This window comes from Zhouia amylolytica AD3 (genome assembly GCF_000511935.2).
GTDB lineage: Bacteria > Bacteroidota > Bacteroidia > Flavobacteriales > Flavobacteriaceae > Zhouia > Zhouia amylolytica.
The window spans coordinates 372,806-396,657 of record NZ_AYXY01000023.1; the positions used below are offsets into that span (position 1 = coordinate 372,806).

The following is a 23,852-nucleotide window of genomic DNA, read 5'->3' on the forward strand; positions in this document are numbered from 1 at the left end:
TTACGAATAAAAGGGGATTATTCTGAGGTTTAAAAACGATTTGATTACATTTTTCTTGCAAAAAATAAATTTCTATGCTACTTTTAAGAAACTAATACATCACTAATGAGCCTTATTGTAGCATCTTGTTCCTAAACAGCATTACCTGTTCTAGGTTCAATGGGTATGATCTCAGCTTGTCTTCTTTTAATTGTATAGAAGATATAAGCACCCCCTTACGAGATGTTGCAAAGTTAAAAACTTAAGTTGAAAGACCGCCCTGTTTTTCAGATTTATTGAAGTTAACCTATCACGTATGGCACGATGAATCTACTAATAAGTAAAATTCCTCAAAAAGCATTCATAAGTTATATTTTACTGTGCCTTCTTTCATTCACTGTTGGGGTGATTTTTTATGCAGAATTTCAAAAGTATCTGAAGCTCACAGAAAACAATACTGCAGATCAAAATAAAATTTTTAAAATAGGAAACATTATAAGCTTAATGTATAAAAACGAAAGTGTTTCGAAATATACCATTCAGTCGAACGCTCAAAGCTCCTATAAACAATACCTCCTTAATAACGACGAACTGTTTACTGAAATCGATTCCTTAAAAGTTGTATACTCCTCCGAACAACAAATTAAACTTTTGGATAGTGTAAAACATTTAATCGCACAGAAAGAAGAAAACATCTCAGCTATTAAGACATTAAAAACCAACAATGAAACATACGAATCTGTTGATGATGCCATTCTACAATTGAGCCAAATGAAATCCTCTCTGGAAGATTACTCCTTAAAGGATTTTGTTTCGAACCCAAATGCTTTACACCCCGAAACACGCAAAGCCCTGGAAGAATACATCGCTACTTTGAATCAACTAACATCACAAAGCGAAAACCTCAACAAGCAATCGATTAATGCAATTTTAAATGCTTCAACCAACATTTTAAAAAAGCTCAAACTAAATTCAGGTGATCAGCTATCTTCGGCATCAATCGAAAAAAATAAATTACTGGCAAAAGATCTATTGATCTCCCGACAAATTCAAGAAATCTTATCAAAAATAGAGAGAGACACCATTCAGGAATATACCAATGTAAGCTCTTCCAGAAAAACCGCTATTAAAAAAAGTCAGAACAGGCTTGTGTCTGCTTCCATAATAGGCGTTATTATGATTATACTGTTTATAATAATCATCCTAAATGATTTTCTGAAAATCCAGAAGTTTAAAAAAGAACTTGAATTATCAAGCAGTTATACTAATACATTGCTTAAAAGTAGAGAACACCTCATTAAGATGGTAAGTCACGATTTAAGATCCCCTCTAAGCAACATTTTAGGGTACAGTGATCTCTTACAGACCAGCACAACCAAAACCAAACGCGATTCTTATATTGATAAAATAAAAAATGCCTCAAGCTATATGATAAGGCTCGTTGAAGACCTGTTAGACTACTCTAAACTTGAAGCGGGGAAAATAAAACCCAAAAACAATGATTTTAACCTTTCGCTTTTAATAAATGAAGTTAGTCAAAGCGTTAAGCAACAGCATTCTCACAAACCCATTCAACTTGGTATTAACATAGATAATGCCTTAAACCAAAATATCATCAGCGATTCACATCGGATTCGTCAAATACTAAATAATCTTATCAGCAATGCTTTTAAATATACCGAAGAAGGTTTTGTGAAAATCAATGCCCATATAAACGATTTAAATGAAATAATAATAACAGTTAAAGACTCAGGAGTTGGTATTAAAAAAGAAAAGCATGATTTAATATTCAATGAGTTTACGCAAATTGAAGAACAAGATGAAGTAACTCAAAATGGGTTTGGTCTCGGACTTACAATCACCAAAAAACTAGTAGAAATTCTACAAGGGGAACTTTCTTTTGAAAGTCAGGAAAATTTTGGAAGCATCTTTACCGTTAAAATTCCTGTAAGCCTATCGGAAAAGAAGGTGCCTGAATCCATTTTTATAAATAACGAGGCAAATAAACCAATCTCCAAAACTCAAAAAAGTAACCTTAAAGCCATTGTTATTGAAGACGACAATCCTCTAAGAATCCTGATTGAAGAAATTTTTAATACTGCAGGAATAAAAGTTAAGAGTTTTAAGAGTGGAGACGAAGCCTTAAAGGCCATAAACAATTCATCGTTTGACTTTATTACAACTGACATCCAAATACCTCATATGAGCGGTTTTGATATTATGGAAACCTTAAACAGAATTGATGGCTATAATGGAGAACCGGTAATTGCATTAACAGGAAGAAAAGATTTCGACAAGGAACATTATCTTTCAAAAGGATTTTCAGAAGTTATTTTTAAACCCTTTACCCCGGAAGCATTACTAAAAACCGTAAAAGGATTATTTCCGGTTCATAAGGTTAAAAGAACGGCCGCTATTAAACCTGTATCTTTAAACTCCACCAGTGAAACCTATAGCATCCAAACATTAGAACGCTATATCTCCAATGATGATTCTTTAAAGAATATATTATCCCTCTTCATTGAAGATTCGCATAAAAATGCCGAACTTTTAGCGAAGTATGTCAAAGAGAAGAATATTGAAGGCATTAACGAGATCAGTCACAAAATGCTGGGTATGTTTAAACAAATAGAGGCTTATCAGGTAATTCCTATACTCTCACAACTCGAAACCACAAAAACATATGAAGAAACTATTTTGAAAAACATTGTCTTCATCTTAAATAAACACATCGAGGAAATCGTGGAGGATCTTAAACTTAAAATTGCTTAAAACAGCCAATTTTCTATTCCAACATACTTTTTAACTTATTTCCAAGTTAATTTATATAACTCCCCGAACCTTTTTAGAAACATATTTATTCATATTTACTTAGCAGTTGATTAATTTTGAAAATGGATTTTTCTAAAGGTAAAATTACGCTTAAGGTACTCATTAGCTACATAGTACTCGGAATACTCTCTATTGTAGTTGGTCATTTCGTTTTTGCTGAAATTGAATCTTATACCCAATTACAAAAAGACAATATTTCTGATCAAAATAAAATTTTGCATGTTGGAAAGGTACTAAGCTTAATGTATGAAAATGAAGGCTTGGCCAGAGCAGCTATTCAATCAAAGTCCTGGGTTCCTTTTGACGAATACAAATCCATGAACGATAGTTTATTGATTGAAATCGACACCTTGAAAGGATTATTGAGTACCGAAGAACAATACCACCTGCTCGATAGTATTTCCCTGCTCATTGAAAAAAAAGAAAGCAATATCCAAAGCTTAAAAACATTAAAACTTCAGGATACCACCGAAACAATTATTTTAAGAACCATCGATAAGCTGAGAACAATGGAGTCTTCACTTGGAAGATTAACCTTAAAAGACTTTGTAAGTGAACCAGAAAGTCTGGATTCCAGAACCAGAAGTGCGCTCATTAATTACATTACTTACCTAAATGAAAATACGCCTCGAGATTCGAATAATGAGATCAATGAAAAAACACTTGACTCCATATTCAGAGCCTCGACCCAAGCACTTCAAGAACTGCAAACTAGTTCATCCAAACAACAAGCATCTATAATCCGAAAAGAGAATGAACTAATAGCCAACGACTTATTGATCTCTCAACAAATTAGAAAAATATTATCCACCATAGAAAATGAGGTCCTTCTATATGCCAGTGAAATTAGTCAACAAAGAAAAGTGGCACTCAATCGAAGTAAAAAAATCATAACTTTTGCAGCAGTCATAGGCATTGCCCTCATTATAATATTCTCCGTTTTAATACTTAATGACTTCTGGAAAAGTCAACGCTATAGAAAACAACTTGAAAAGACTACCAGAAAGGCACAATTGCTTGCAAACACCAGGGAACAATTAGTCAATATGGTTAGTCACGATCTCAGATCCCCTTTAAGTACGATTGTTGGATATGGGGAATTATTACAAAAGTCCCTGGGAAATAAAGAAAAAGGATTGCACTATATTAATAAAATCAAAAATGCATCTACCTATATGAATCATTTGGTAGAAGATTTACTTGATTACTCGAAACTGGAAACCGGAAAAATAACCTTAGACCTGGTTTCCTTTAATTTGAAATCAACTATTGTAGAAAGCTCCCAAAATATTCAACAACAATACCCAAAAAAAGATATATCCCTCATTTTGGATATTGACCAATCACTCAAAAGAAATATCATTAGCGACCCCTATCGTATTAAGCAAATCCTTAACAACCTCATTGGAAATGCTTATAAATTTACTGACGAAGGCTCAATAACCATAAAAGCATACACCTCAAAAGATCTTGCTGATGGAGATTCAAGACTCACCATAGAAGTACAAGATACCGGGGTAGGTATTAAAAAAGAAAAGCAACATTTAATCTTTAGTGAATTTACCCAGGTTGATGATGATATTAATAAAAAGAAGGATGGGTATGGCCTAGGCTTAACTATTTCAAAAAAGTTAGCTCATTTATTGAATGGAGATTTAGTGTTTACGAGCGAAACGGGTAAAGGAAGCTGTTTTAAATTAAGTGTCCCTGTCAAATTTACTAAAAAACAGCAGGTTACCGAACCTAAAAAAGAATTCGACCAAACTACTCCATTTCCAAATATTAAACTGAAGGCTGTAGTGATTGATGATGATGAAACATTACGTAAGCTTATCACCGAAACCCTTGTGTCAAATCAATGCGAAGTCTACACCTGTAAAGATGGTGACGAGGCCATTAATATTATTAATCATCAAGAGTTCGACTTGATTATTACCGATATTCAACTCCCAAAAATGAATGGATTCAGATTTGTTGAGATTTTAAAAAATGACGTAAAAGCATACAAGGGTCAACCTATTATTGCCATTACAGGTCGTAAAGATATAGACCAATCCTTCTACACTTCAAATGGCTTTTCAGAAGTGATTTTTAAACCATTTACACCCGAAAAACTCCTACAACAAATAACCACTCTATTCAGCAGAGACTTGAAGGATAATCACACTTATATATACAAGGACGAACCTAACTACAATACGAAAATAGTAAACCTTAAAAGCTTAAGGTCATTTGTAAATGACGACCTGGCTCTAAAAGAAGTCTTGAAGATTTTTTTAAAAGACACCAAAAAGAATTTAGAGGAATTAAATACAGATTATCTGAACCGCAATATTCAAGGACTTAAAGCTACAAGCCACAAAATGCTTACAATGTTTAAACAACTCGATGCAAACGGGGTCGTTCATGAGTTAGAATTAATAGAAAACATGGATAGTTTTAATTCGAATACGATACAGGAAACATTGAAATCCTTAAAAGATCATATTCATAAGGTAACCAAAGAATTAAACAAATTCATTAATGGATATCATACTCCTTGAGTTTATTGTATAAAGTCTTTCGAGTGATTTTTAATAATTTTGCGGCCTGAGTTTTATTGTTCGAGGCTTCCTTTAAGGCTCTAATAATCAATTCTTTTTCGTGTTCCTTGGTAGAAAATCTAACTTCCTTTGGTTCTATTTGAGTAAATACCGACGGTAATACTTCAGGAGTAATAAAGTCATTTTGTGTTAACAAAACGGCTCTCTTTATTACATTCGAAAACTCCCTTAAATTACCCGGCCATCGGTAATCTTGAAACATTTCTATGGTTTCATCGGTAAAACCAATAATCTTTTTATTCAGTTGTTCATTCGAACGCTCAAGAAAGAAGTCGGCAAATATTGGTAAATCTTCGGTACGATCAGATAACCTGGGTACACTAATTGAAAATTCATTCAATCGATGATATAAATCCTCCCTAAAATCACCGCGGTCAACGGCTTCCTGTAGATCTTCATTGGTTGCAGTTATTAAGCGAATATCAACCTCTATTTCTTTATTACTTCCTATCGGCTTTATTTTTCGTTCTTGTAAGGCCCTTAGAAGCTGTACTTGATTTTCATACGAGAGATTGCCCACCTCATCTAAAAAAAGTGTTCCTCCATTAGCCGCTTCAAAATGACCAGATTTATCAGTTACCGCTCCTGTAAAAGAACCCTTTACATGTCCGAAAAATTCACTGGCAGCGATTTCTTTTGGAATTGCACCACAATCAACTGCTATAAACGGCTCATTCTTTCGATGACTATAATTATGAATCGATTTGGCTACTACCTCTTTACCGGTACCGCTTTCTCCGGTAATTAACACCGACATATCTGTAGGTGCTACCAGGCTTACAAATTCATTCAACTTTTTTGAGGCAGCACTAACACCTTCAACAAATGAAGACTTTTCTACAATTTCCTCATCCGGTTTGTTTTTCACCTTAGGGTGTGCAAAAGACTGCCCTCCACTATTAACGGCATTATTAATAACATTAAGCACCTCTTCCTGGTTAAAGGGTTTTGATATATAATCAAAGGCACCTAGTTTCATTGCTTTAACTGCAGAAGGTACCTCAGCATATCCTGTCATCATGATAATTGGTAAAGAAGGAATGTCCTCTCTGACCTTTTCCAGTAGCTCTAACCCATTTCCATCTGGCAACCTCAGATCCGTAAATATCAAATCAAATTTTGCACTTTTCAACATACCATAAGCCTTCTCCAGTGAATGAGCAATTTGAACCTGATAATTTTTCTTTTTCAAAAAACGTTCAAGCATCACTGAAAAGCTAACGTCATCTTCAACTAATAGTATTGATATCATAAGATTTTTCAGCCATAAATTAATGGCCTTTTTTGCGCTGTCCTACATCCGATTTCAATATACTTACGTCCAGGCGGATCAAAAAAGATGTTAATAAATTTAAAAAAAGAACAGGGGATGCTTTAAAAGCACCCCCTGTCCTAAAAATGGATAGATAAACCTAAAATTAATCCTTTTCAATCCAATTACCGGTTTTATTGGCATACAAAATGAGGTCGTCATCATTATGACTCACGTCTAACTTGTACTCTTCGTTTTCATTTACGTATGCTTTATCAATGCTAGCGCCAGGGTAATCTTTACCCAATGCCTTAGTGATTGCAGCAGGTAGTTTTGAAACCTCAATTTCAGTAAACTCTTCCTGTGCTCTTATAACATCCTCCATTACTCCATCGTGAAATATTACTGGAGTGGCCGCAAAAGTTGAAAAGCTTCCAACGGTAATTGCTGTAACGACTGCTAACTTTTTCATCATTGATCTTTCTGTTTAAATTATTTAATAAATGTAAGATTGGGGGAATTTAGAGATCATTACTGTTTTTTAATCCAGTTTCCATCTTTGTCAGCGTACAAAGTTTTTTCAGCACCATCCTTGCTAATCTCTAATTTATACTCCCCTTTTTCATTTACATAAGCTTTTGAAATCTTGGCACCTGCAAAATCTTTTTGAACAGCATCAGTTACCGCAGTCGGTAATTTAGAAACTTCGATTTCTTTATACTCTTCCTGCGCAATCTTAATAATTTTGCTTTGATTAGCTGCCGGAGTAAATGCTTGTGCAGTTAGACCACCTAAGATTATTGCGATTGTTAGAACGACTTTTTTCATGATTTTTTAATTTTTATAATTATTGAATTTTTTGAATTTGATAACTATAATGAAAAAGTTGTTCCAAATAATCAAACCCCAAGAAAAAACCCATAAAAACCTGATCTACAGGTTTTTATGGGTTTTATACTAATGAATTAAATTGTGTAATTATGTGTAATTAAACTGTAACACTGTATAAGTTTTACACACTTATTTACTTACCTGATGTGGGGGCTTTAAAAGATCGTTTACCGTTTTAACCGGATTGAAGGTGATTAAAGGGACCTCAACAAACACAGTATTCCAATTTGCCATTCCTCCATTCCATAAACCGGGCAGTTCCATTGCCTTTAAAGCCTTTCCATTTTTAGTCTTTTCTGTAATAAAGCCTTGTCTGGGGTTCGTAAATTTAGAAAGATCATATTTTTCCCCAACATAGTTCTTCACTCCACAAACTAAATCAACAGGATTAAAGTGTGTCGCCGTTTTTAAAATACCTCTTTGCTTACTGTTCGACATATCCATTTGGGCAGATTCAATAATTTGTAAAGAAACATTTCCATCCTCATCTTTAATCCAAAAAGGCCCTCCTCCAGGTTCGCCTTCATTTTTTACCATTCCACAAATTCTAATAGGCCTATCCAGTTTTTCTTTTAAATATGCCACCTGATAAACCTCTTTGTATTTATAGAAATCTGGTTTTACAACTACATTTAGTTCTTTCGCAATAAAATCCTTGATCTCATTAATCAACACTTCATCGACACTTTCTTTATCTAAAGCTCTTCTGTATGAAAATGCCGTCTCCTGTATATCAAAGAGCATCCCTGCCAGCATTTTTTTATACGCGGCAATTTCACTGCGTAAGCGAGCTACAACAACATTGTCAATGTTTTTAACAAAAAGGACATCACCCTCCTGTTCGTTCAAATTTTCAATTAATGCTCCATGCCCGGCTGGCCTGAACAACAGTGTATTATCAGATTCCCTGAATGGCTTGTCCTGCATATCAACAGCAATAGTATCAGTGGATTTCTTTTGATACGAAAAGGATATTATAAAAGAAACTCCCGTTTCTTTCTCCACCTTTTTTTCGATTCGATCGAACTCCTTATCAAACTTATTGGCATGATCTTCAGAAATGGTAAAATGCAGGTAGGCCTCACCATTCGATGTTGCATATAAAGCTGCTTCATATAAATGTTCTTCAAAAGCCGTCATGGTTTCGGCTGTATACTTATGAAATGGCAAAAGTCCTTTTGGATACCCTCCATAGTTTAAGCCGTTCTCCAAAAGCATTTCCTTAACGAAATAATATTTTTGAATATCATCCGACAGCAAATTGTAATCAGCATGTTTCATCTTTAAGCTATGCATAACTTCATCGTAAAAAGGAAACTTTTCCATCCCGATAAAGAACGTACTCACCATAGAAGCATTTGTTCTGTTTACATAAGCATTTATCGATTCCTCGTGCGGATGAAATTCCTTGAGAAACTTGAATAACTCCTTAAACATGCGTGTTGCTGCTCCTGAAGCCGGCACAAATTTAAGCAATTTGAACCCCTCTTTTCTCGCCTCAAATGTTGAAATATAATCTTCCTTTTCCTGATTTGTACATCTTCTGATTCCGTTTCCAATTACAGCACTTGAGATCATATTGACAAAAGGAATCCCCTCTTTAAAGGTCTCCAATTGATTTTCTATTTTTTCTAAAGAAATTCCATGATCAGCTATTTGTTTTTCGTCTGATGTACTAAATAATTTCATATTACTTTATGAGTTTATCAATGTGTTGAATGGCGCTTTTAAACCTTTGATCCCTACTGCCTTTTATTATGCGATAGGGTTTATTAAATTTATCAAGTGCGTTCTTAAATCTCAAAAACATAGGGTCTCGCTCCAGAGGTTTATCCCTCAGATCGTCCTGAACCCAGGGCACGTCCACGTAAGTTAGCAAATATAAATCGTAAAAATTTTGAATAGCATACTTTTCTATCTGTTCGTCACAATACTCGTTGTAGTATGCCTCAGAATACACCTTAAGTTCAAGTAAGTTCGTATCGCATATTAAAAGTTCATTTGCCTTTTCTGCTAAACTATTTTCCTGCTCCATTTGCCCGACGGCAATTGGTGGCATATCTTCAGGTTCACATACCTTCATTTCCAAATCCCACTTTCTTTGAAGATATTCACGCATGTATTCAGGAACACACTCAGTATTATAATACGTCGCAAGGCTTCTGGCCAAAGTTGTTTTACCCGTAGATTCGGGCCCTAACAATACTACCTTAATAAGGTTTCCGGACTTTTGTTTAAGTTTTTCTTCCATGCTTTATAACCGTATATGGCTATTATGGTGAATAGAAGATATTGAAAAGAAGTAAAGACCAATCCCTTATACAAATACAATGGAACGGATATCACATCTCCAATAATCCAGTACACCCAGTTTTCTAATTTCTTTTTTGCCATTAACCACATCCCAACAAAAAATATGGCGGTGGTTACCGTATCCACGTAGGCTGTCCAACTATTCCATTTATCAAAATACCAATAAACCAGGAAAACAAAAACAATAGTCCCTACAAATAGCAATAAACTCCATCTCTTCTCCCTTGAAGTAGTTTTGGTTACAGGTACAAAATGGGTCGCATCAACCTTCCTCGTCCAAAAATACCATCCATAAATACTCATACAAAAGTAATAAGCATTTATCATCATATCTCCCAAAAGACTATATACCCACAAAATATAAACGAATATTGCCGTACTGATTATTCCTGTTGGGTAAACTAATATATTTTCTCTTTTAGAATACCATACACTCAAAAAGCCAAACACTACCGCAATGATCTCCAGAAACACTATATGCAGGGGAACCCCATCATATTGAGCAAAAAACCAATCAAAAAAATGGTTCATAATCACTTCGGTCTGATTTTACAATTTTCATATACAACAAGCCCTTTTCAATGAGCTCAAAAACTTCCTTGATTTCATTGGTAAGCACCCCCATCACTTGATCATAATCACCATAAATTTGGGTGCTTAAAGGATTTTCCAAAACCTTAAGACCCGAAGCTCTTAACTTTTTTATAAATTCAATAATTGCTGGTTCAAAGTCATCCTGTAATGGAGTTAAAGTTAGTTCAACCGATATCTGCATAGCTTAAGTATTTATTTCTAAGATTTAATTGCATAGGCGCAGGTAAACCCCTCAAATTCTAAAAATTTTATTTTGTAGCGCTCTATCTGTCCATGATAAAATATCCATCCCACCGTCTGCGCTTCATTTAAGTTAAACGGAATGACTTTAGTGTGCTGTTTAAAACTCATACCATCCGTAGCGAATGCTTTATATAAGCTTTCTTTCACACACCAAACTACCGTAAGCCTTTTAATGTCTTCCCTGTTTAGAAAACCAAACTCATAATCAACGAACTTGTGCGCGATAATGCCAATTTTATCTCGCTGTTTTTCAATATCAATACCAATAATCTTATCACTGATTATGATTGCGGAAAATATAAATGAATGGGTAATTGATATTTCTTTACCATCCTTTAAATGTGGTTTTCCACTACTATTATAATACAAGTCTGACGCCTTATAACCAGCCGCTTTTAACAATTGCCTTACACTTAAAAATCCTCGTTGATGAATCTCAGATTTCATCGAAGCAACTCTGGCTTTACAATTCGATGTAAGCTCAATTCCCTCTTGCAGTTCACTGTAAGACTCTTCTATCTTCCAAATCAGCACTTTAGAGTTCTCCGGGGTTGTTATAGTTTTGTAAAGAGGCATTAAATCTAAAAGTTATTATGTACCTTTGCAGGCACAAATTAATGTATTTAAACACATTTAAAGACGTAAAAATATAAAAGTAATATGAGTACTAAAACAATTCCATACGTACCATACAAAGTAAAAGACATTTCTTTGGCGGATTGGGGTAGAAAAGAGATTGAATTAGCAGAGGCTGAAATGCCAGGATTGATGTCACTCCGTGAAGAATATAAAGACGAGCAACCCCTTAAAGGTGCTCGAATTGCAGGTTGTTTGCACATGACCGTTCAAACTGCTGTTTTAATTGAAACATTGGTAGCTCTTGGTGCTGAAGTAACCTGGAGTTCATGTAATATATTCTCTACACAAGATCATGCTGCTGCTGCAATTGCCGCTGCTGGTATTCCTGTTTATGCATGGAAAGGTATGAACGAAGAAGAATTTGACTGGTGTATAGAACAAACTCTTTTCTTCGGTGAAGAGAGAAAACCGCTAAATATGATCCTTGATGATGGTGGTGATTTAACCAATATGGTTTTAGACCAATATCCGGAATTAGCGAATGCCGTTAAAGGATTGTCAGAAGAAACTACTACTGGAGTTCATCGCTTATATGAACGTATGAAAAATGGCACCTTGCCAATGCCTGCAATTAACATAAATGACTCTGTTACCAAATCTAAATTTGACAACAAATACGGATGTAGAGAAAGTGCAGTTGATGCGATTCGTCGTGCAACCGACATCATGCTGGCAGGTAAAAGAGTGGTGGTTTGCGGATATGGTGATGTAGGAAAAGGAACTGCTGCTTCCTTCAAAGGAACTGGAGCCATCGTAACCGTTACAGAAATTGACCCGATATGTGCCTTACAAGCTGCCATGGATGGTTTCGAAGTTAAACGTCTGGACAATGTCATAAATAAAGCCGACATTGTTATTACCACTACAGGTAATAAGGATATTGTGGTTGGACGTCATTTTGAAAAAATGAAAGACAAAACCATCGTTTGTAATATTGGGCATTTTGATAATGAAATTGATGTTGCCTGGTTAAAGGAAAACCACGGAGAATCATTCGTTAATATCAAGCCACAAGTAGATAAGTACACTATCAATGGTAATGATATCATTCTTTTAGCAGAAGGTCGATTGGTAAACTTAGGTTGTGCAACCGGACATCCAAGCTTTGTGATGAGTAATTCATTTACAAACCAGACTTTGGCTCAAATCGAACTTTGGAAGAATAGTGATAAATATGGTAATGAAGTTTATATGCTACCAAAACATTTAGATGAAAAAGTAGCAAGACTTCATTTAGAAAAAATTGGGGTAGAACTAGAGACCTTAAACGAAGAACAAGCTAAATATATTGGTGTAGAGGTTGAAGGACCCTTTAAACCTGAATACTACAGGTATTAAATTTATCTTATAAATACAAAAGGCTGTCTTTAAATTAAGGCAGCCTTATTTTATTAATATTGTACTATTAAATTCTAAAAACCAGATTTTTTATCCTGCATTTCCAAATACACTTTTTCTACTTTGCTCCTTGCCCACGGTGTTCTTCTAAGGAACTTTAAACTCGATTTAATACTGGGATCATTAGTAAAACAATTTATAGTAACCTTTGTGCCTAAATGCTCCCAACCGTAGTAATCTACCAACTCATTAAGAATCATTTCTAAAGTCTTTCCGTGTAGTGGATTGTTAGTCTGCGTTTCTTTCAATTTCTTAATTCGTATTTTTTATTAACTAAATATAGTTCAATTACCTTTGTAAAATGAAATCCATTAAAATAAATCAATCCTCGATACTTAAAACCTTAGGATTTGAGTCTCTTAATAAGATGCAAAAAGCAACCCAGGTTGCAACTCACAAAAATAATAATGTCATACTTCTTGCTCCTACCGGAAGTGGTAAAACTTTAGCTTATTTACTAAGCGCACTCTCTAAGTTAAAGCAAAAAAATGAGGTTCAAGCCCTTATCATTGCCCCTACAAGAGAATTGGTTTTACAAATTGAGAGTGTTCTCAAGCAAATGAAACTCGATTTAAAGGTAAATTCTTGTTATGGCGGTCATCCTTTTAGTATTGAAAGAAAGAACTTCTCTGTTCCTCCTTCCATACTTGTGGGAACACCGGGAAGAATAAAAGACCATATTGAACGAGCTACTTTTGATACAAGCAGTATTACCCAATTAGTTTTTGATGAATTTGATAAATCGTTAGAATTTGGCTTTACTAACGAATTGAAATTCATCACAAAGCAATTAGATAACGTTCAGCATAAAATCCTTGTTTCGGCAACCAAGACTATTGAATTACCAGACTATCTGGATTTTGACAACCCTTATACCATTGAATTTGAAGAGAAGGAAAAAGCCTCTCTTTCCATTCAAAAAATTATAGTTCCGAAAGATGAAAAACTAGAGGGACTTATCGCAGTTTTGAACAATTTAAAAAAAGGACAAAATGCTATCGTATTCTCAAACCATAGAGATGCTTGTGATCGAATTAGCGAACAACTGGACAATAGAGGTATTATCTATGCACTGTTTCATGGTGGTCTCGAACAAAAACAACGCGAATTTGAATTAACCAAATTTAGAAACGGTAGCGTTCAAATACTTGTCGCAACTGATATCGCCGCTCGAGGTATTGATATTCCTGATTTAGATTATGTAATTCACTATCAAATCCCTTATAAAGAAGACTCTTTTATTCACAGAAACGGAAGAACCGCCAGAATGAAAGCTTCCGGGACAAGTATCCTTATTCTAACTGAAGAAGATTACGTACCTGAATATCTAGGTGAAGATCCTTCTTTATTTGATTTAAAAGAAAATGTACGCATTGGAAAACCCGATTACATTACATTACATATAAATAAGGGCAAAAAAGATAAGATAAGTAAGTTTGACCTGGTAGGCTACTTCCTTCAGTTTGATTTTATGAAAAAAGACGATCTCGGACTCATGGAAGTTAATGATTTTGACTCTTTCATAGCTATTAAAAGGGAAAAAGCCAATTTGACTATAAAGGCTTCTCAAGGAAAAAAATTAAAGAAAAAATCACCAAAAATATCTATTGCGTAATACCGTAAAATAAAAAACTCCTGTATGTTATCACACAGGAGTTTTTTACTTGGAATAATATACTTCTCTTAATACTCAGCCACCATACCTTCTCCATAATGCTGAGAAACTGCTTTGTTAATCATTACTAACCCCTCTTCCTGAGATGTGTTAGCGTCTAATTGTACTTTTTCTCCGTTCGGTAAATACACGTAATAGAACCCTTGCTCAAAAGAAGACAACTTGATCATTTCACCACTAGGCTTAATAGCGTTCCAAGACTTTTCATCCGGCTTGTAGAACAACTCTAACTTTTCTCCTTTTTTCGGACCATCTACAACCTTGATAAACATTCTGTTTTTCATTGCTGTCATTTCAATGGTATTCCCATCCTTTTCTACAATCTGAGTTTCAACCTCACCATCATTCATCGCGATTGGATTAGATCCTGACCAAAATTCAATCACGTTAAAGATGATGGCATCACCAAGGAAAAACAATCCATATACAGGTATTATGTTTAATCCCCAAAAAATAAGGTTATTAAGAAACTTATTCTCACTCACCCCCTGGTTCCAGTCCTTTAAATTATTAAAAGCACTAAAAGAACCTAAACAACTTGTACAAAGTAACGACAGTGATAGCACTGAACATAAAGCTAATTTTTTCATATCTGATGATTTAAATAATGGTTATACGGTATTAAATATATGAAAAATTTTACATACTATTACAGACTATTGTGCTTTAAAAAAAGTAACCAACTTTTTTTACTGTCTAGAAATTAGAAGATTAAGAAAATAAAGCATCTCCCAGGACAGAGAGATGCTTTTCGAAAGATTATACCGGAGGTCCGCCACCTATTCCAATTGTAATTTATCGTAATTATAAAAGTAAAAAGTACCATCATCATTCATGGCAACAAACAAGCCTTTGGAAAAAACCTTATTCAAAGGATATGTCACCACGTCACAACCATCGGTCTCTGTAGTGCTCAAATTAATAGCTTTAACGAACCTGTTCTCCTTTCTTGAAAAAATATTGAATTGCCCCTTCTGTTGATCAGAAACGATTATATATCCGCCCCCATCCTCATGCTTAGCTATGGCAATGCCCTCAATATCATCTTTGAAATATTCCCCGCCAAATGAAGCCAATTCTGTAGTACCCATTTCCGGATCAGCATGGTACTTGCGAATAGCAACCCCCTCATCAGAATAATACACATAGCCGTTTTCATCATCTACCGCTATAGCTTCTATCTCCTTAACCCCGCTAAAATCTCCAAATTTTCGCTCCAACTTAGCATGAACACCCAAACTATCCGCATAAAGAAGATATTGATATAGATAATTCTCCTTAGGCCCATTCTTCCTGCTTACGATAGCATATGTTAATCCATTTTCAGGATTTTTATACAGGCTAATCCCCATTGGTCGTCGAAATTCAGGATTTTCCTCATCTTCAAAAACCGGATAGCCGCCTCGGTCTAAAGGTTTCATATTGGGAACAGAAAACAATCTTAACATACCTCGCTCCCGCTCTGTAAAAGCAATGATGTCAACCATTGATGAGTCATTAACTCTAAAGTTATAAGCAACATCAACATTATTTGGATATCGAATACCCCTGATTACCATATCCTCAATCACCTTCCCCTCCAAATCAAAAGCATAAATGGCTCCATCCGTGTCTTTATCGGTACCAAAGACAACACTTTCTGAAGGGTTCGCCGGATTAATCCATATAGCAGGATCATCCGTATCATAATTTACTTTTTCCGTTATAACGTCCGGGGCTACAGGTGGTAATTTTTCCTCACATCCAACTACCACTAAAATACCCAACAGACCAATTATGCTTGTTATTCTTTTAATCATTATTGTAAGTCGTATTTAAAATAAGTCGTATTTCAACCCTAAGTTAATTCTACTTCTGTAATATTCCATTTGCATTGTTCTATTTCGAACGCCTTGGTAATATCTTAACGGTTGATTGGTTATATTCGTAATATCCGCATACACTCTTAAATTCTTATTAATAGCATAAGCAGCATTAAAATCAAGGAAAAACTGATCGTCGTAATAACGATCCTCAAAACCATTCCCCCCTAATTCATCCAGATATGCATCCGAGTAGTTAGCAGAAAGTCGTGCCGTAAAGCGTTTCCCTGAATATGACAAAGATCCGTTAAACATGTTTGGAGTAGCTCCCGGCAATTCCAAATCTCCACGTTCATCTCCATCCTCATTTCTTATACCATTAGCATTAGAGTTCAAATAGGTATAATTTAAATAAACTCCAAAATTCTTAGCAAAACCCGGCAAGAAATCCAACTGGCGCTGTAAAGAGACTTCCGCTCCATATACATAAGCATTATCACCATTCAATGGGGTAAAAACATCAAACCCGGTTGCTGCATCCTCATAGGTGAAAGTATAGATAAACTGATCTATATCCTTATAAAACACCCCTCCGGATAAAATACCAACATTCTGAAAATAATACTCAGCCATAAAATCAAAATTCATGGAGGTTGTTGGATCTAAATCTGCATTTCCAACTATAATCTCCTCATCTTCCTGGTTAATCTCACTTGAAGGTACCAAGTCTTCATAGTTCGGTCTTGCAAGTGTATTTGTCCAGGCTAAACGCAATATGGTTTTCTCGTTTAAATTATATTTAAAATGAAGTCCGGGCATTATGTTTTGATATGAACTCTCCCCTTTTACTTCCATAGAACCTTCAAAATCCCCATCGTCATTCAATGTCAATTCGTTACCAACACTTTCAACCTTAGTATTTTCTAACCTTACTCCGGCAAGTAAACTTAATTTATTCGTTAGTTTCTGATCCACCATTATATACCCGGCATAAACTGTCTCATCAACATTATAATTCGCGGTCAAATACTCATCAGGCACATCCTCCCTTTCAAAACTACTTGAGTTATTTAAATTTAAATTCCCCAAATACTCCGAAGAAGCAAATATTCCTACCTGGTATTTATCCCCTGCAGTAAAATCAGTATCTGAGTAATCCTGAGTACGTACGTCGGCCAAAGTTTGAAGCCCGCTTAAAGGTTCATACTCATAAAAATTATTGTCTCGCTCTTTTTTCTTGTAACGGCTTTTCACTCCAAATTTGATATTCCCATCCCCATTATTAAACAAATCGGCCGGAAGGGTAAAATTTGCAAAAAAATTAAAGTCCTTTTCATCAGTATATTGATGTTCTTCCGTCAGCTCGCCAAATTCAAAATTATTTAATGCAAGGTCGGCATCATCAACAGGACTGTAATAAGGCTCTCTGCTGTTGATTTCATTATTAATACTATACTCACCTTCGTATTCCAGATAACGCTCGTCAGGACGCTCTTCTGACGCTTTTGCGTAGGAGGTAAGCCAATCTACCTGAAGACTTCCAAACAAATGCTCTCCTCCCAAACTGTAATTTTGCATTCTTTGATCTTCAAGCCTTCTGTTTTTAGATCGCTTATTATCTATACCTCCTTTCGTTTGTCGTTTTGATTCCACAGGAAAACGAACCAGATTCCCATTATTTATTATAAAGTCCCCTTGCGATATATCATCTCCATCCAAAATCTCACTTTCCTGGCGATATCTGTTCTCACGGTCATCCCTCCAATTGTACATTGTTTTAAGAAACACATAATTATTATCATCAAACTCATAATCAACATTAGCAGCAAAACTTCGCCTGATACGTTGAACCAAATATTTTCTGATTTCAAAAACATTGGCATATGGATTCACTTCCATCTCCGCTAGAATATCCTCTCCATCTGCATCCTGATTACCGGTATTATACTCGAATTCATCAGTCCATTCTGCCTCGACATTATCCGAACCAAAATCATTATCATTCATGGAGGCAGAAATCATCCAACCAAACTTTTTATTTGCTGAACGATCCCCCAATATGAAAGACCCGTTGTAAATGGCTTTATCCGAAATAGTATTGACTCCTGAACCGGCAGTAACAGAAAGTCTGAAATCCTGCGGTGTAGAACGTGTAACAAGATTGACCGATCCCCCTAAAGCATCAGCATCCATATCTGGTGTTACAGCCTTATTTACCTCGATGGTTTGAATCATATCCGATGGAATTAAGTCCATTTGCACATTTCTGTTATCTCCCTCGGCAGAAGGAATTCTGCTTCCGTTAAGCGTAACTGAATTCAACTGGGGAGCCAATCCTCGTATAATAATATTTCTTGCTTCCCCCTGATCCACCTGCATGGTGATCCCAGGTATACGCTTTAATGCATCACCCACATTCGCATCAGGGAATTTACCGATTTGCTCCGTAGAGACCACATTGGTAATATTAGGATTGTTTTTTTGCGTATTTAAAGCCCTTGCCTGACCTCCTAAAAAATTACCCACAACTTCCACATCATCTAATACTACATCCGATGGGGATAGTTCAACCACTATAGAAGTTGTCTGCTTTGAATCCACCTTCACTTCAACTGACTTATCTGAAAATCCTAAATATTTAATAAGTATAGTGTGTGAACCTTCTGGCACGTTGACGATAGTGAATTTACCATTTTGATTAGATACAGTTCCCTTTTTTAAGGAAGTAATTTCAATTGAGGCACCCGGAACATAAATTCCATAATTATCTACAATAACTCCTTGTACAGCACCCTCCTGAGCAATAATATGACTCGTAAAGAGGCCTAAAATAAACGTAACAATTAACAGTCTTTTAGCGTTGATTAATTTCATTGTTTTTATGGTTTGGTTTTCATTTCAAAACTATGATTTACAACACCTTTGGATTTAAATATCAGGATAACAAAATGTAAAGATCACTACATTATACCCTTAACTAAAAAGCAACATTTAAGGTTCCGAAACATCTCCTTAACTTTCGATTTACAAAAGGCAGGGAATGCTTATAAATCCAGCATAAAATTTTGAAGATTACTCCCTTTTTCCAAAAGAAGTTTTTTCCTTAAGCGATAACGTGCAATTCGAATACTATCAGGAGTAATTCTTAAAACAGATGCTATTTCTTTTGACGTAAGGCTAAGTCTCAACAACATACATAACCTCATTTCCGCTGTACTTAAGTTCCCCGAAGTTACTTTATGGATCTTCTTAAAAAAATCAGGGTGAATTTGTTCGAAATATTTAATAAAATCTACCCAACCCTGTTCATCCTCAATATCAGCCTTTATCTCAGCTATTAATCCTTCAAGTTTAGGCTTTATAAACATTCGTTCTCTGTCTTTTAGCTTTATCAAGGTGCTTGAAACATCCGATAAAACTTTATTCTTATGCGCAAGGTGCAAACTGTATTTGGAAAGCGAAGAAGTCTTTATTTGTATCTCTCGCTGAAGACTTTCCTCTTCGGCTATCTTCTTATCCAGATCAGCCTTCAATAATTGCTGCTTATATTGCTCTATTTTGAACCGTTGATCTTTCTTTTTCCGATAATTAAAAAAGACAATTGCGAATATGATTATCACTAAAAAGATCACAAATACCACTGTTCTCTGATTGGCTCTGTTTAACTCATTTTGCTTGGTTAGCAAAGCAATCTTAGCCTCTCTTTCTTTCACCCCATACACAATTTGCAGCGTATTCATTTGTTGTATCCTCCTCAACTTCTGCTCCTCCTTATATTTATAAATAGATGCATTTAAATAGTCGAATGCCTTTAGATGATCTCCGGTAAGTTTAGAGGTTTTAGAAAGGTCCTTTAAAGCACTAGATAACTGATGAACATTATTCGTTCGTTCAGCTTCATATTTGGCTTTATTGGTGTAGAAAAACGCCTTTTCAAAATCACCCTTCTTCCTGTTTACATCACCCAGGTTGTTGAGAATACTAATTTTTCTGTCATCATTCACGCGATAAAAATATTCATACGCGCTTTTAAAATAGGTATAAGCCTTATCGTATTGCTGAAGATCTTCATATATACTCCCTATATTCTCATACACCACAGCAAGCCCTTCATAATCACCCAAAGCACTAAACAATCGTAAACTTTTATTTTGACATTTTAAGCCCTGGTCATATTCACCTTCCTTTTCATAAACCGCTCCCAAAGATGCATATGCTACAGCCTCCCCTTTTTGAAAGTCAATAGTTCTCGATAAACGCAAACTCTTTTGCAAATAACTTTTGGCAATGGCATATTGATCTGCCTCCAAATTAATACTCCCCAAATTATTGAGAATGATCACATGAGTGGAATCTGATACTTTTGAATGAAAAAGTAATGCTTCATTATAATGATGAACCGCTTCATTTGTCACTCCCAGATCACGATAAAAATCTGCCAGTAAAATATGATTATAAATAATGTTTGAAGTGTCTTGTTTTCGAATCGCATCCTTCAGGCGATTTTTAAACCCGAGAAAAGAAGTGCCAACTGGATTCAATTTATTTTTTTCAGGTAGATCCTGACTGTAATGCATCTGAAGGCCAAACATCAAAAGCATCAAAAAAACTATACGCTCCTTAATCATCTGCAAACAAGCTTGATTCAATTAAACCAATCAATATAGTACCACACTATATCCAAGGTGTTAAGCAGCGGTTATAAAAAAGTAATAAAACAGCAAACAAAAAACCCTTACTGAAATTCAGTAAGGGCTCTGTAAGTTTGAAAAATAAATCAATTCTTATGCCTCGAAAGGTTCAATTGAAACGTATGACTTATTGTTTCTTTTCTTTTCAAATTTTACAATACCGTCTGTAGCAGCATGTAATGTGTGGTCTTTCCCCATGTAAACATTCTTACCTGGGTTGTGAGCAGTACCACGCTGACGAACAATAATGTTTCCAGCTATAGCAGCTTGCCCTCCAAAAATCTTAACACCTAAGCGTTTCGATTCTGACTCTCTACCGTTCTTAGAACTACCTACACCTTTTTTATGTGCCATTTCTTTAAGATTTTAAGGTTTTAAAATTAACTTAAAGCAGCTATTAGTTCAGCTTTCTTCATAGAAGAATAGCCTTCAATACCTTTACTTTTTGCCATTTCTTTTAATTCAACTACAGTCTTTTTGCTTAAATCTTCAGACTCGTTAGCTGATTTAGCTTCTTTCTTTGGAGCTTCTTTTTTAGCTGCTGCTTTTTTCGTTGAACCAGAAGCCACAATGTTTTCAATTACGATTTCAGTAAGAGCTTGTCTGTGACCATTTTTCACTCTGTAACCTTTACGTCTTTTCTTTTTGAAAACTATCACCTTATCTCCTTTAAGGTGCTTAACGACTTTTGCCTCTACTGCGGCTCCGTCTATAGCCGGGGCGCCAATTGTAACGTTACCGTTGTCATCTAAAAGAAGTACATTGTCAAAAGAAACTTTTGAACCTTCCTCAGATCCTAAACGGTGAACGAATACTTTTTGGTCTTTCGCAACTTTAAATTGCTGCCCTGCTATCTCTACAATTGCATACATAGCGATTCGTTTAAAATTTATTTTTTACACAAAATGAGTGCAAATATACCGCTAAATATCTAAACAACAAATGTTTTTATGTGTTTTGAGGGGATTTTTTTGTGTTCCAACTTGGTTTGAATTTCTGCATGAAAGCCAGAGTCAATACAACCGTAGAGGCAAAACCCTCAACGATTAAAACAAAAACTAAAATACCCGGACCCTGATAGTATTCCTCAATCCAACCCTTCATAATAGCTTTTGGGAACTCAGGGTCAATATGAAACATATACAAAGCCATGAAGCCAACAAAAAGAAGTGTGGCAATAAATCCGGTGAATATTCCTGTGCGAAATCCTGAATAATAATTAAACTTTTCACCTTCTGTGAGACGTCTGAATCGTATCGCTGCATATATTCCATAGGCCACGATGACACCATTCAATACTCTCAACCATGGATTTTCATGTAATCCAAAAAGACGAACAATTAAAAAATATGCTATCAAAACAATCGCTATTATAGCACCATACCTGAAATTTATTTTAAATGATCCCATTTTTTTCATAACTTTTTGATTTTCACCATTAATTTACGAAAAATTATTAAGCTATTAGTTTAAACTTTTGTTATAAGAGCTGATTTATTTCTACCTGCATTATACAAAAACTATATTTGTTGTAAGAAAAAACTTTTGTAACATTAATGTGCTTAAGAACACTAATTAACATACACATTAATCAAATCATCTATAGTAATGAAGAGAACAATTTTAGCGGTAACTTCTTTATTTTTTACTGTAACAAACGGTATAGCCCAGGAAGTTGCTTTTGAAGAGTACGACCTCGAAAACGGTCTACATGTAATTTTACATCAGGACAATAGCGCTCCGGTAGTCACGACTTCCGTTATGTACCATGTAGGTTCAAAAGACGAAAACCCTGAAAGAACAGGATTCGCGCACTTCTTTGAACATTTATTATTCGAAGGAACCAAAAACATTGAACGTGGCGAATGGTTTAATATCGTTAGTTCAAACGGAGGCAGCAATAATGCAAACACTACTACAGACAGAACCTATTATTACGAAACCTTCCCTTCAAACAACCTGAAATTAGGCCTTTGGATGGAATCTGAACGAATGCTACACCCTGTTATTAACCAAATTGGTGTCGACACTCAAAACGAAGTCGTAAAAGAGGAAAAAAGACAACGCGTTGATAATTCCCCTTACGGAGGACTTATTTATGGTACCGCAGTACAACCACACTTATTCAAAAACCACCCATATCGTTGGTCAGTAATAGGTTCTATGGAACATTTAGATGCCGCCAGCCTTGATGAGTTTATTGCCTTTAACAACAAATACTATGTGCCTAACAACGCTGTTCTGGTAGTAGCCGGAGACATTGATATCGATGAAACCAAGCAACTCATTAAAGATTATTTTGGTGCGGTCCCAAAAGGAGAGCCAATCATCAGGAATTTCCCTAAAGAGCAGCCTATTACTCAAGAAATTAAAGTCACCGAATACGACTCGAATATCCAGATTCCCGCTTTAGCACTATGCTATCGAACTCCTGCCATGACAGAAAAAGATGCATACGTTCTAAATATGATATCAACCTATTTAAGCGATGGTAAAACCTCTAAGCTGTATAAAAAAATGGTAGACGAAAATAAATCTGCCCTACAGGTATTCGCCTTCAACAGAGCACAAGAAGATTATAGCATGTATAACATCTTTGCACTTCCATTAGGCGACAAACCATTGAGCCTTTTAGAAACTGAAATTGATGAAGAAATCACCAAACTTCAAACAGAACTAATCTCACAAAAGGATTATCAAAAGCTTCAAAATAAATTAGAAAATGATTTTGTTAACTCCAATTCGAGCATTCAGGGAATCGCAAATTCTTTAGCGCGAAACTATATGTTATACGACGACACGAACCTGATCAATACAGAAATCGAAATCTACAGATCAATTACCAGAGAAGACATCAGAAATGTCGCCAAAAAATACCTTAACAAGAACCAACGCCTGAAGTTAGAGTATTTACCTGAATCTGCTAAATAACACCATCAA

At 35.3% G+C, this 23,852-nt stretch carries 21 protein-coding genes; 5 read left to right on the top strand and 16 right to left on the bottom strand.

What is annotated here, in order from left to right:
- Positions 1-303 precede the first annotated feature (303 nt).
- Both P278_RS12405 and P278_RS12410 read left to right on the top strand, forming a co-directional pair.
- Positions 304-2,751 carry an ATP-binding response regulator gene (locus P278_RS12405; protein ID WP_038267304.1) on the top strand — a complete coding sequence of 816 codons (2,448 nt, stop codon included), beginning with the start codon at positions 304-306 and terminating at the stop codon, positions 2,749-2,751.
- Between the two features lie 122 nt (positions 2,752-2,873).
- Entirely contained in the window at positions 2,874-5,354 is a 2,481-nt protein-coding gene (locus tag P278_RS12410) for a hybrid sensor histidine kinase/response regulator (protein WP_051413548.1), read from the top strand.
- Here P278_RS12410 and P278_RS12415 read toward each other — a convergent pair.
- The 8 genes from P278_RS12415 to P278_RS12450 all read right to left on the bottom strand — a co-directional run bounded on the left by P278_RS12415 (position 5,332) and on the right by P278_RS12450 (position 11,283).
- Entirely contained in the window at positions 5,332-6,666 is a 1,335-nt protein-coding gene (locus tag P278_RS12415; RefSeq protein ID WP_152973934.1) for a sigma-54-dependent transcriptional regulator, read from the bottom strand. The two genes, P278_RS12410 and P278_RS12415, sit on opposite strands and share 23 nt — an antisense overlap.
- Positions 6,667-6,832: 166 nt before the next feature.
- Positions 6,833-7,141: a hypothetical protein gene (locus tag P278_RS12420; protein WP_235444285.1), complete on the bottom strand. Its 309-nt coding sequence runs from the start codon at positions 7,139-7,141 to the stop codon at positions 6,833-6,835.
- Positions 7,142-7,197: 56 nt separating this feature from the next.
- On the bottom strand, positions 7,198-7,494 hold the full coding sequence (locus P278_RS12425; RefSeq protein ID WP_038267310.1) for a hypothetical protein: 297 nt from the start codon (positions 7,492-7,494) through the stop codon (positions 7,198-7,200).
- 192 nt (positions 7,495-7,686) lie between these two features.
- Complete coding sequence (locus P278_RS12430; protein WP_038267315.1) at positions 7,687-9,246, bottom strand: DUF4301 family protein; 1,560 nt, start codon at positions 9,244-9,246, stop codon at positions 7,687-7,689.
- A 1-nt stretch (position 9,247) separates the two neighbouring features.
- On the bottom strand, positions 9,248-9,808 hold the full coding sequence (locus P278_RS12435; RefSeq protein WP_038267316.1) for an AAA family ATPase: 561 nt from the start codon (positions 9,806-9,808) through the stop codon (positions 9,248-9,250).
- Complete coding sequence (gene pnuC / locus P278_RS12440) at positions 9,763-10,401, bottom strand: nicotinamide riboside transporter PnuC (RefSeq protein ID WP_038267319.1); 639 nt, start codon at positions 10,399-10,401, stop codon at positions 9,763-9,765. Before pnuC ends, P278_RS12435 begins: the two co-directional genes overlap by 46 nt.
- Entirely contained in the window at positions 10,385-10,645 is a 261-nt protein-coding gene (locus P278_RS12445) for a thiamine-binding protein (protein ID WP_038267321.1), read from the bottom strand. The genes pnuC and P278_RS12445 overlap by 17 nt, the downstream gene beginning before the upstream one ends.
- A gap of 17 nt (positions 10,646-10,662) precedes the next feature.
- Entirely contained in the window at positions 10,663-11,283 is a 621-nt protein-coding gene (locus P278_RS12450; protein WP_038267324.1) for a 4'-phosphopantetheinyl transferase family protein, read from the bottom strand.
- 84 nt (positions 11,284-11,367) lie between these two features.
- On the opposite strand from P278_RS12450, the gene ahcY reads away from it, so the two are divergent.
- Positions 11,368-12,684, top strand: coding sequence for an adenosylhomocysteinase (gene ahcY, locus P278_RS12455; protein WP_038267327.1), 1,317 nt, complete (start codon positions 11,368-11,370; stop codon positions 12,682-12,684).
- A gap of 74 nt (positions 12,685-12,758) precedes the next feature.
- Here the strand turns inward: ahcY and P278_RS12460 are convergent, their stop codons facing one another.
- Entirely contained in the window at positions 12,759-12,992 is a 234-nt protein-coding gene (locus tag P278_RS12460) for a VF530 family protein (protein ID WP_152973935.1), read from the bottom strand.
- 53 nt (positions 12,993-13,045) lie between these two features.
- Between P278_RS12460 and P278_RS12465 the strand changes: the two genes are divergently transcribed.
- Entirely contained in the window at positions 13,046-14,359 is a 1,314-nt protein-coding gene (locus tag P278_RS12465) for a DEAD/DEAH box helicase (RefSeq protein WP_038267332.1), read from the top strand.
- A gap of 68 nt (positions 14,360-14,427) precedes the next feature.
- On the opposite strand, the gene P278_RS12470 is transcribed toward P278_RS12465, so the two are convergent.
- The 7 genes from P278_RS12470 to P278_RS12500 form a co-directional block, all read right to left on the bottom strand.
- Complete coding sequence (locus P278_RS12470) at positions 14,428-15,009, bottom strand: DUF3332 domain-containing protein (protein ID WP_038267335.1); 582 nt, start codon at positions 15,007-15,009, stop codon at positions 14,428-14,430.
- A 189-nt stretch (positions 15,010-15,198) separates the two neighbouring features.
- The gene (locus P278_RS12475; RefSeq protein WP_038267338.1) at positions 15,199-16,218 is read right to left on the bottom strand and encodes a phytase; all 1,020 of its coding nucleotides are present in this window, start codon (positions 16,216-16,218) and stop codon (positions 15,199-15,201) included.
- 15 nt (positions 16,219-16,233) lie between these two features.
- A complete protein-coding gene (locus tag P278_RS12480) occupies positions 16,234-19,095 on the bottom strand; it encodes a TonB-dependent receptor (RefSeq protein ID WP_082436152.1) in 2,862 nt (953 codons plus the stop codon).
- Positions 19,096-19,265: 170 nt separating this feature from the next.
- The gene (locus P278_RS12485) at positions 19,266-20,849 is read right to left on the bottom strand and encodes a tetratricopeptide repeat protein (protein ID WP_055725821.1); all 1,584 of its coding nucleotides are present in this window, start codon (positions 20,847-20,849) and stop codon (positions 19,266-19,268) included.
- Positions 20,850-21,005: 156 nt separating this feature from the next.
- Positions 21,006-21,266, bottom strand: a complete 261-nt coding sequence (rpmA, locus tag P278_RS12490; protein WP_038267346.1) for a 50S ribosomal protein L27 — start codon at positions 21,264-21,266, stop codon at positions 21,006-21,008.
- A 26-nt stretch (positions 21,267-21,292) separates the two neighbouring features.
- Positions 21,293-21,784 (bottom strand): 50S ribosomal protein L21, encoded by a 492-nt coding sequence (rplU, locus tag P278_RS12495; RefSeq protein ID WP_038267349.1) that lies wholly within the window; start codon positions 21,782-21,784, stop codon positions 21,293-21,295.
- Between the two features lie 76 nt (positions 21,785-21,860).
- Positions 21,861-22,331 (bottom strand): DUF4199 domain-containing protein, encoded by a 471-nt coding sequence (locus tag P278_RS12500; protein WP_235444286.1) that lies wholly within the window; start codon positions 22,329-22,331, stop codon positions 21,861-21,863.
- A 189-nt stretch (positions 22,332-22,520) separates the two neighbouring features.
- On the opposite strand from P278_RS12500, the gene P278_RS12505 reads away from it, so the two are divergent.
- A complete protein-coding gene (locus tag P278_RS12505) occupies positions 22,521-23,843 on the top strand; it encodes a M16 family metallopeptidase (protein ID WP_038267351.1) in 1,323 nt (440 codons plus the stop codon).
- The last annotated feature ends 9 nt before the right edge of the window (positions 23,844-23,852 follow it).

Bases quoted from the DNA above. Each gene is read 5' to 3' on its own strand.
- ahcY (WP_038267327.1), top strand. From the start codon at position 11,368: ATGAGTACTAAAACAATTCCATACGTACCATACAAAGTAAAAGACATT.
- rpmA (WP_038267346.1), bottom strand. From the start codon at position 21,266: ATGGCACATAAAAAAGGTGTAGGTAGTTCTAAGAACGGTAGAGAGTCA.
- P278_RS12475 (WP_038267338.1), bottom strand. From the start codon at position 16,218: ATGATTAAAAGAATAACAAGCATAATTGGTCTGTTGGGTATTTTAGTG.
- P278_RS12450 (WP_038267324.1), bottom strand. From the start codon at position 11,283: ATGCCTCTTTACAAAACTATAACAACCCCGGAGAACTCTAAAGTGCTG.
- P278_RS12480 (WP_082436152.1), bottom strand. From the start codon at position 19,095: ATGAAATTAATCAACGCTAAAAGACTGTTAATTGTTACGTTTATTTTA.
- P278_RS12405 (WP_038267304.1), top strand. From the start codon at position 304: ATGAATCTACTAATAAGTAAAATTCCTCAAAAAGCATTCATAAGTTAT.
- P278_RS12410 (WP_051413548.1), top strand. From the start codon at position 2,874: ATGGATTTTTCTAAAGGTAAAATTACGCTTAAGGTACTCATTAGCTAC.
- P278_RS12430 (WP_038267315.1), bottom strand. From the start codon at position 9,246: ATGAAATTATTTAGTACATCAGACGAAAAACAAATAGCTGATCATGGA.
- pnuC (WP_038267319.1), bottom strand. From the start codon at position 10,401: ATGAACCATTTTTTTGATTGGTTTTTTGCTCAATATGATGGGGTTCCC.
- P278_RS12425 (WP_038267310.1), bottom strand. From the start codon at position 7,494: ATGAAAAAAGTCGTTCTAACAATCGCAATAATCTTAGGTGGTCTAACT.
- P278_RS12485 (WP_055725821.1), bottom strand. From the start codon at position 20,849: ATGATTAAGGAGCGTATAGTTTTTTTGATGCTTTTGATGTTTGGCCTT.
- P278_RS12470 (WP_038267335.1), bottom strand. From the start codon at position 15,009: ATGAAAAAATTAGCTTTATGTTCAGTGCTATCACTGTCGTTACTTTGT.
- P278_RS12505 (WP_038267351.1), top strand. From the start codon at position 22,521: ATGAAGAGAACAATTTTAGCGGTAACTTCTTTATTTTTTACTGTAACA.
- P278_RS12415 (WP_152973934.1), bottom strand. From the start codon at position 6,666: ATGATATCAATACTATTAGTTGAAGATGACGTTAGCTTTTCAGTGATG.
- P278_RS12500 (WP_235444286.1), bottom strand. From the start codon at position 22,331: ATGAAAAAAATGGGATCATTTAAAATAAATTTCAGGTATGGTGCTATA.
- P278_RS12465 (WP_038267332.1), top strand. From the start codon at position 13,046: ATGAAATCCATTAAAATAAATCAATCCTCGATACTTAAAACCTTAGGA.
- rplU (WP_038267349.1), bottom strand. From the start codon at position 21,784: ATGTATGCAATTGTAGAGATAGCAGGGCAGCAATTTAAAGTTGCGAAA.
- P278_RS12435 (WP_038267316.1), bottom strand. From the start codon at position 9,808: ATGGAAGAAAAACTTAAACAAAAGTCCGGAAACCTTATTAAGGTAGTA.
- P278_RS12420 (WP_235444285.1), bottom strand. From the start codon at position 7,141: ATGATGAAAAAGTTAGCAGTCGTTACAGCAATTACCGTTGGAAGCTTT.
- P278_RS12445 (WP_038267321.1), bottom strand. From the start codon at position 10,645: ATGCAGATATCGGTTGAACTAACTTTAACTCCATTACAGGATGACTTT.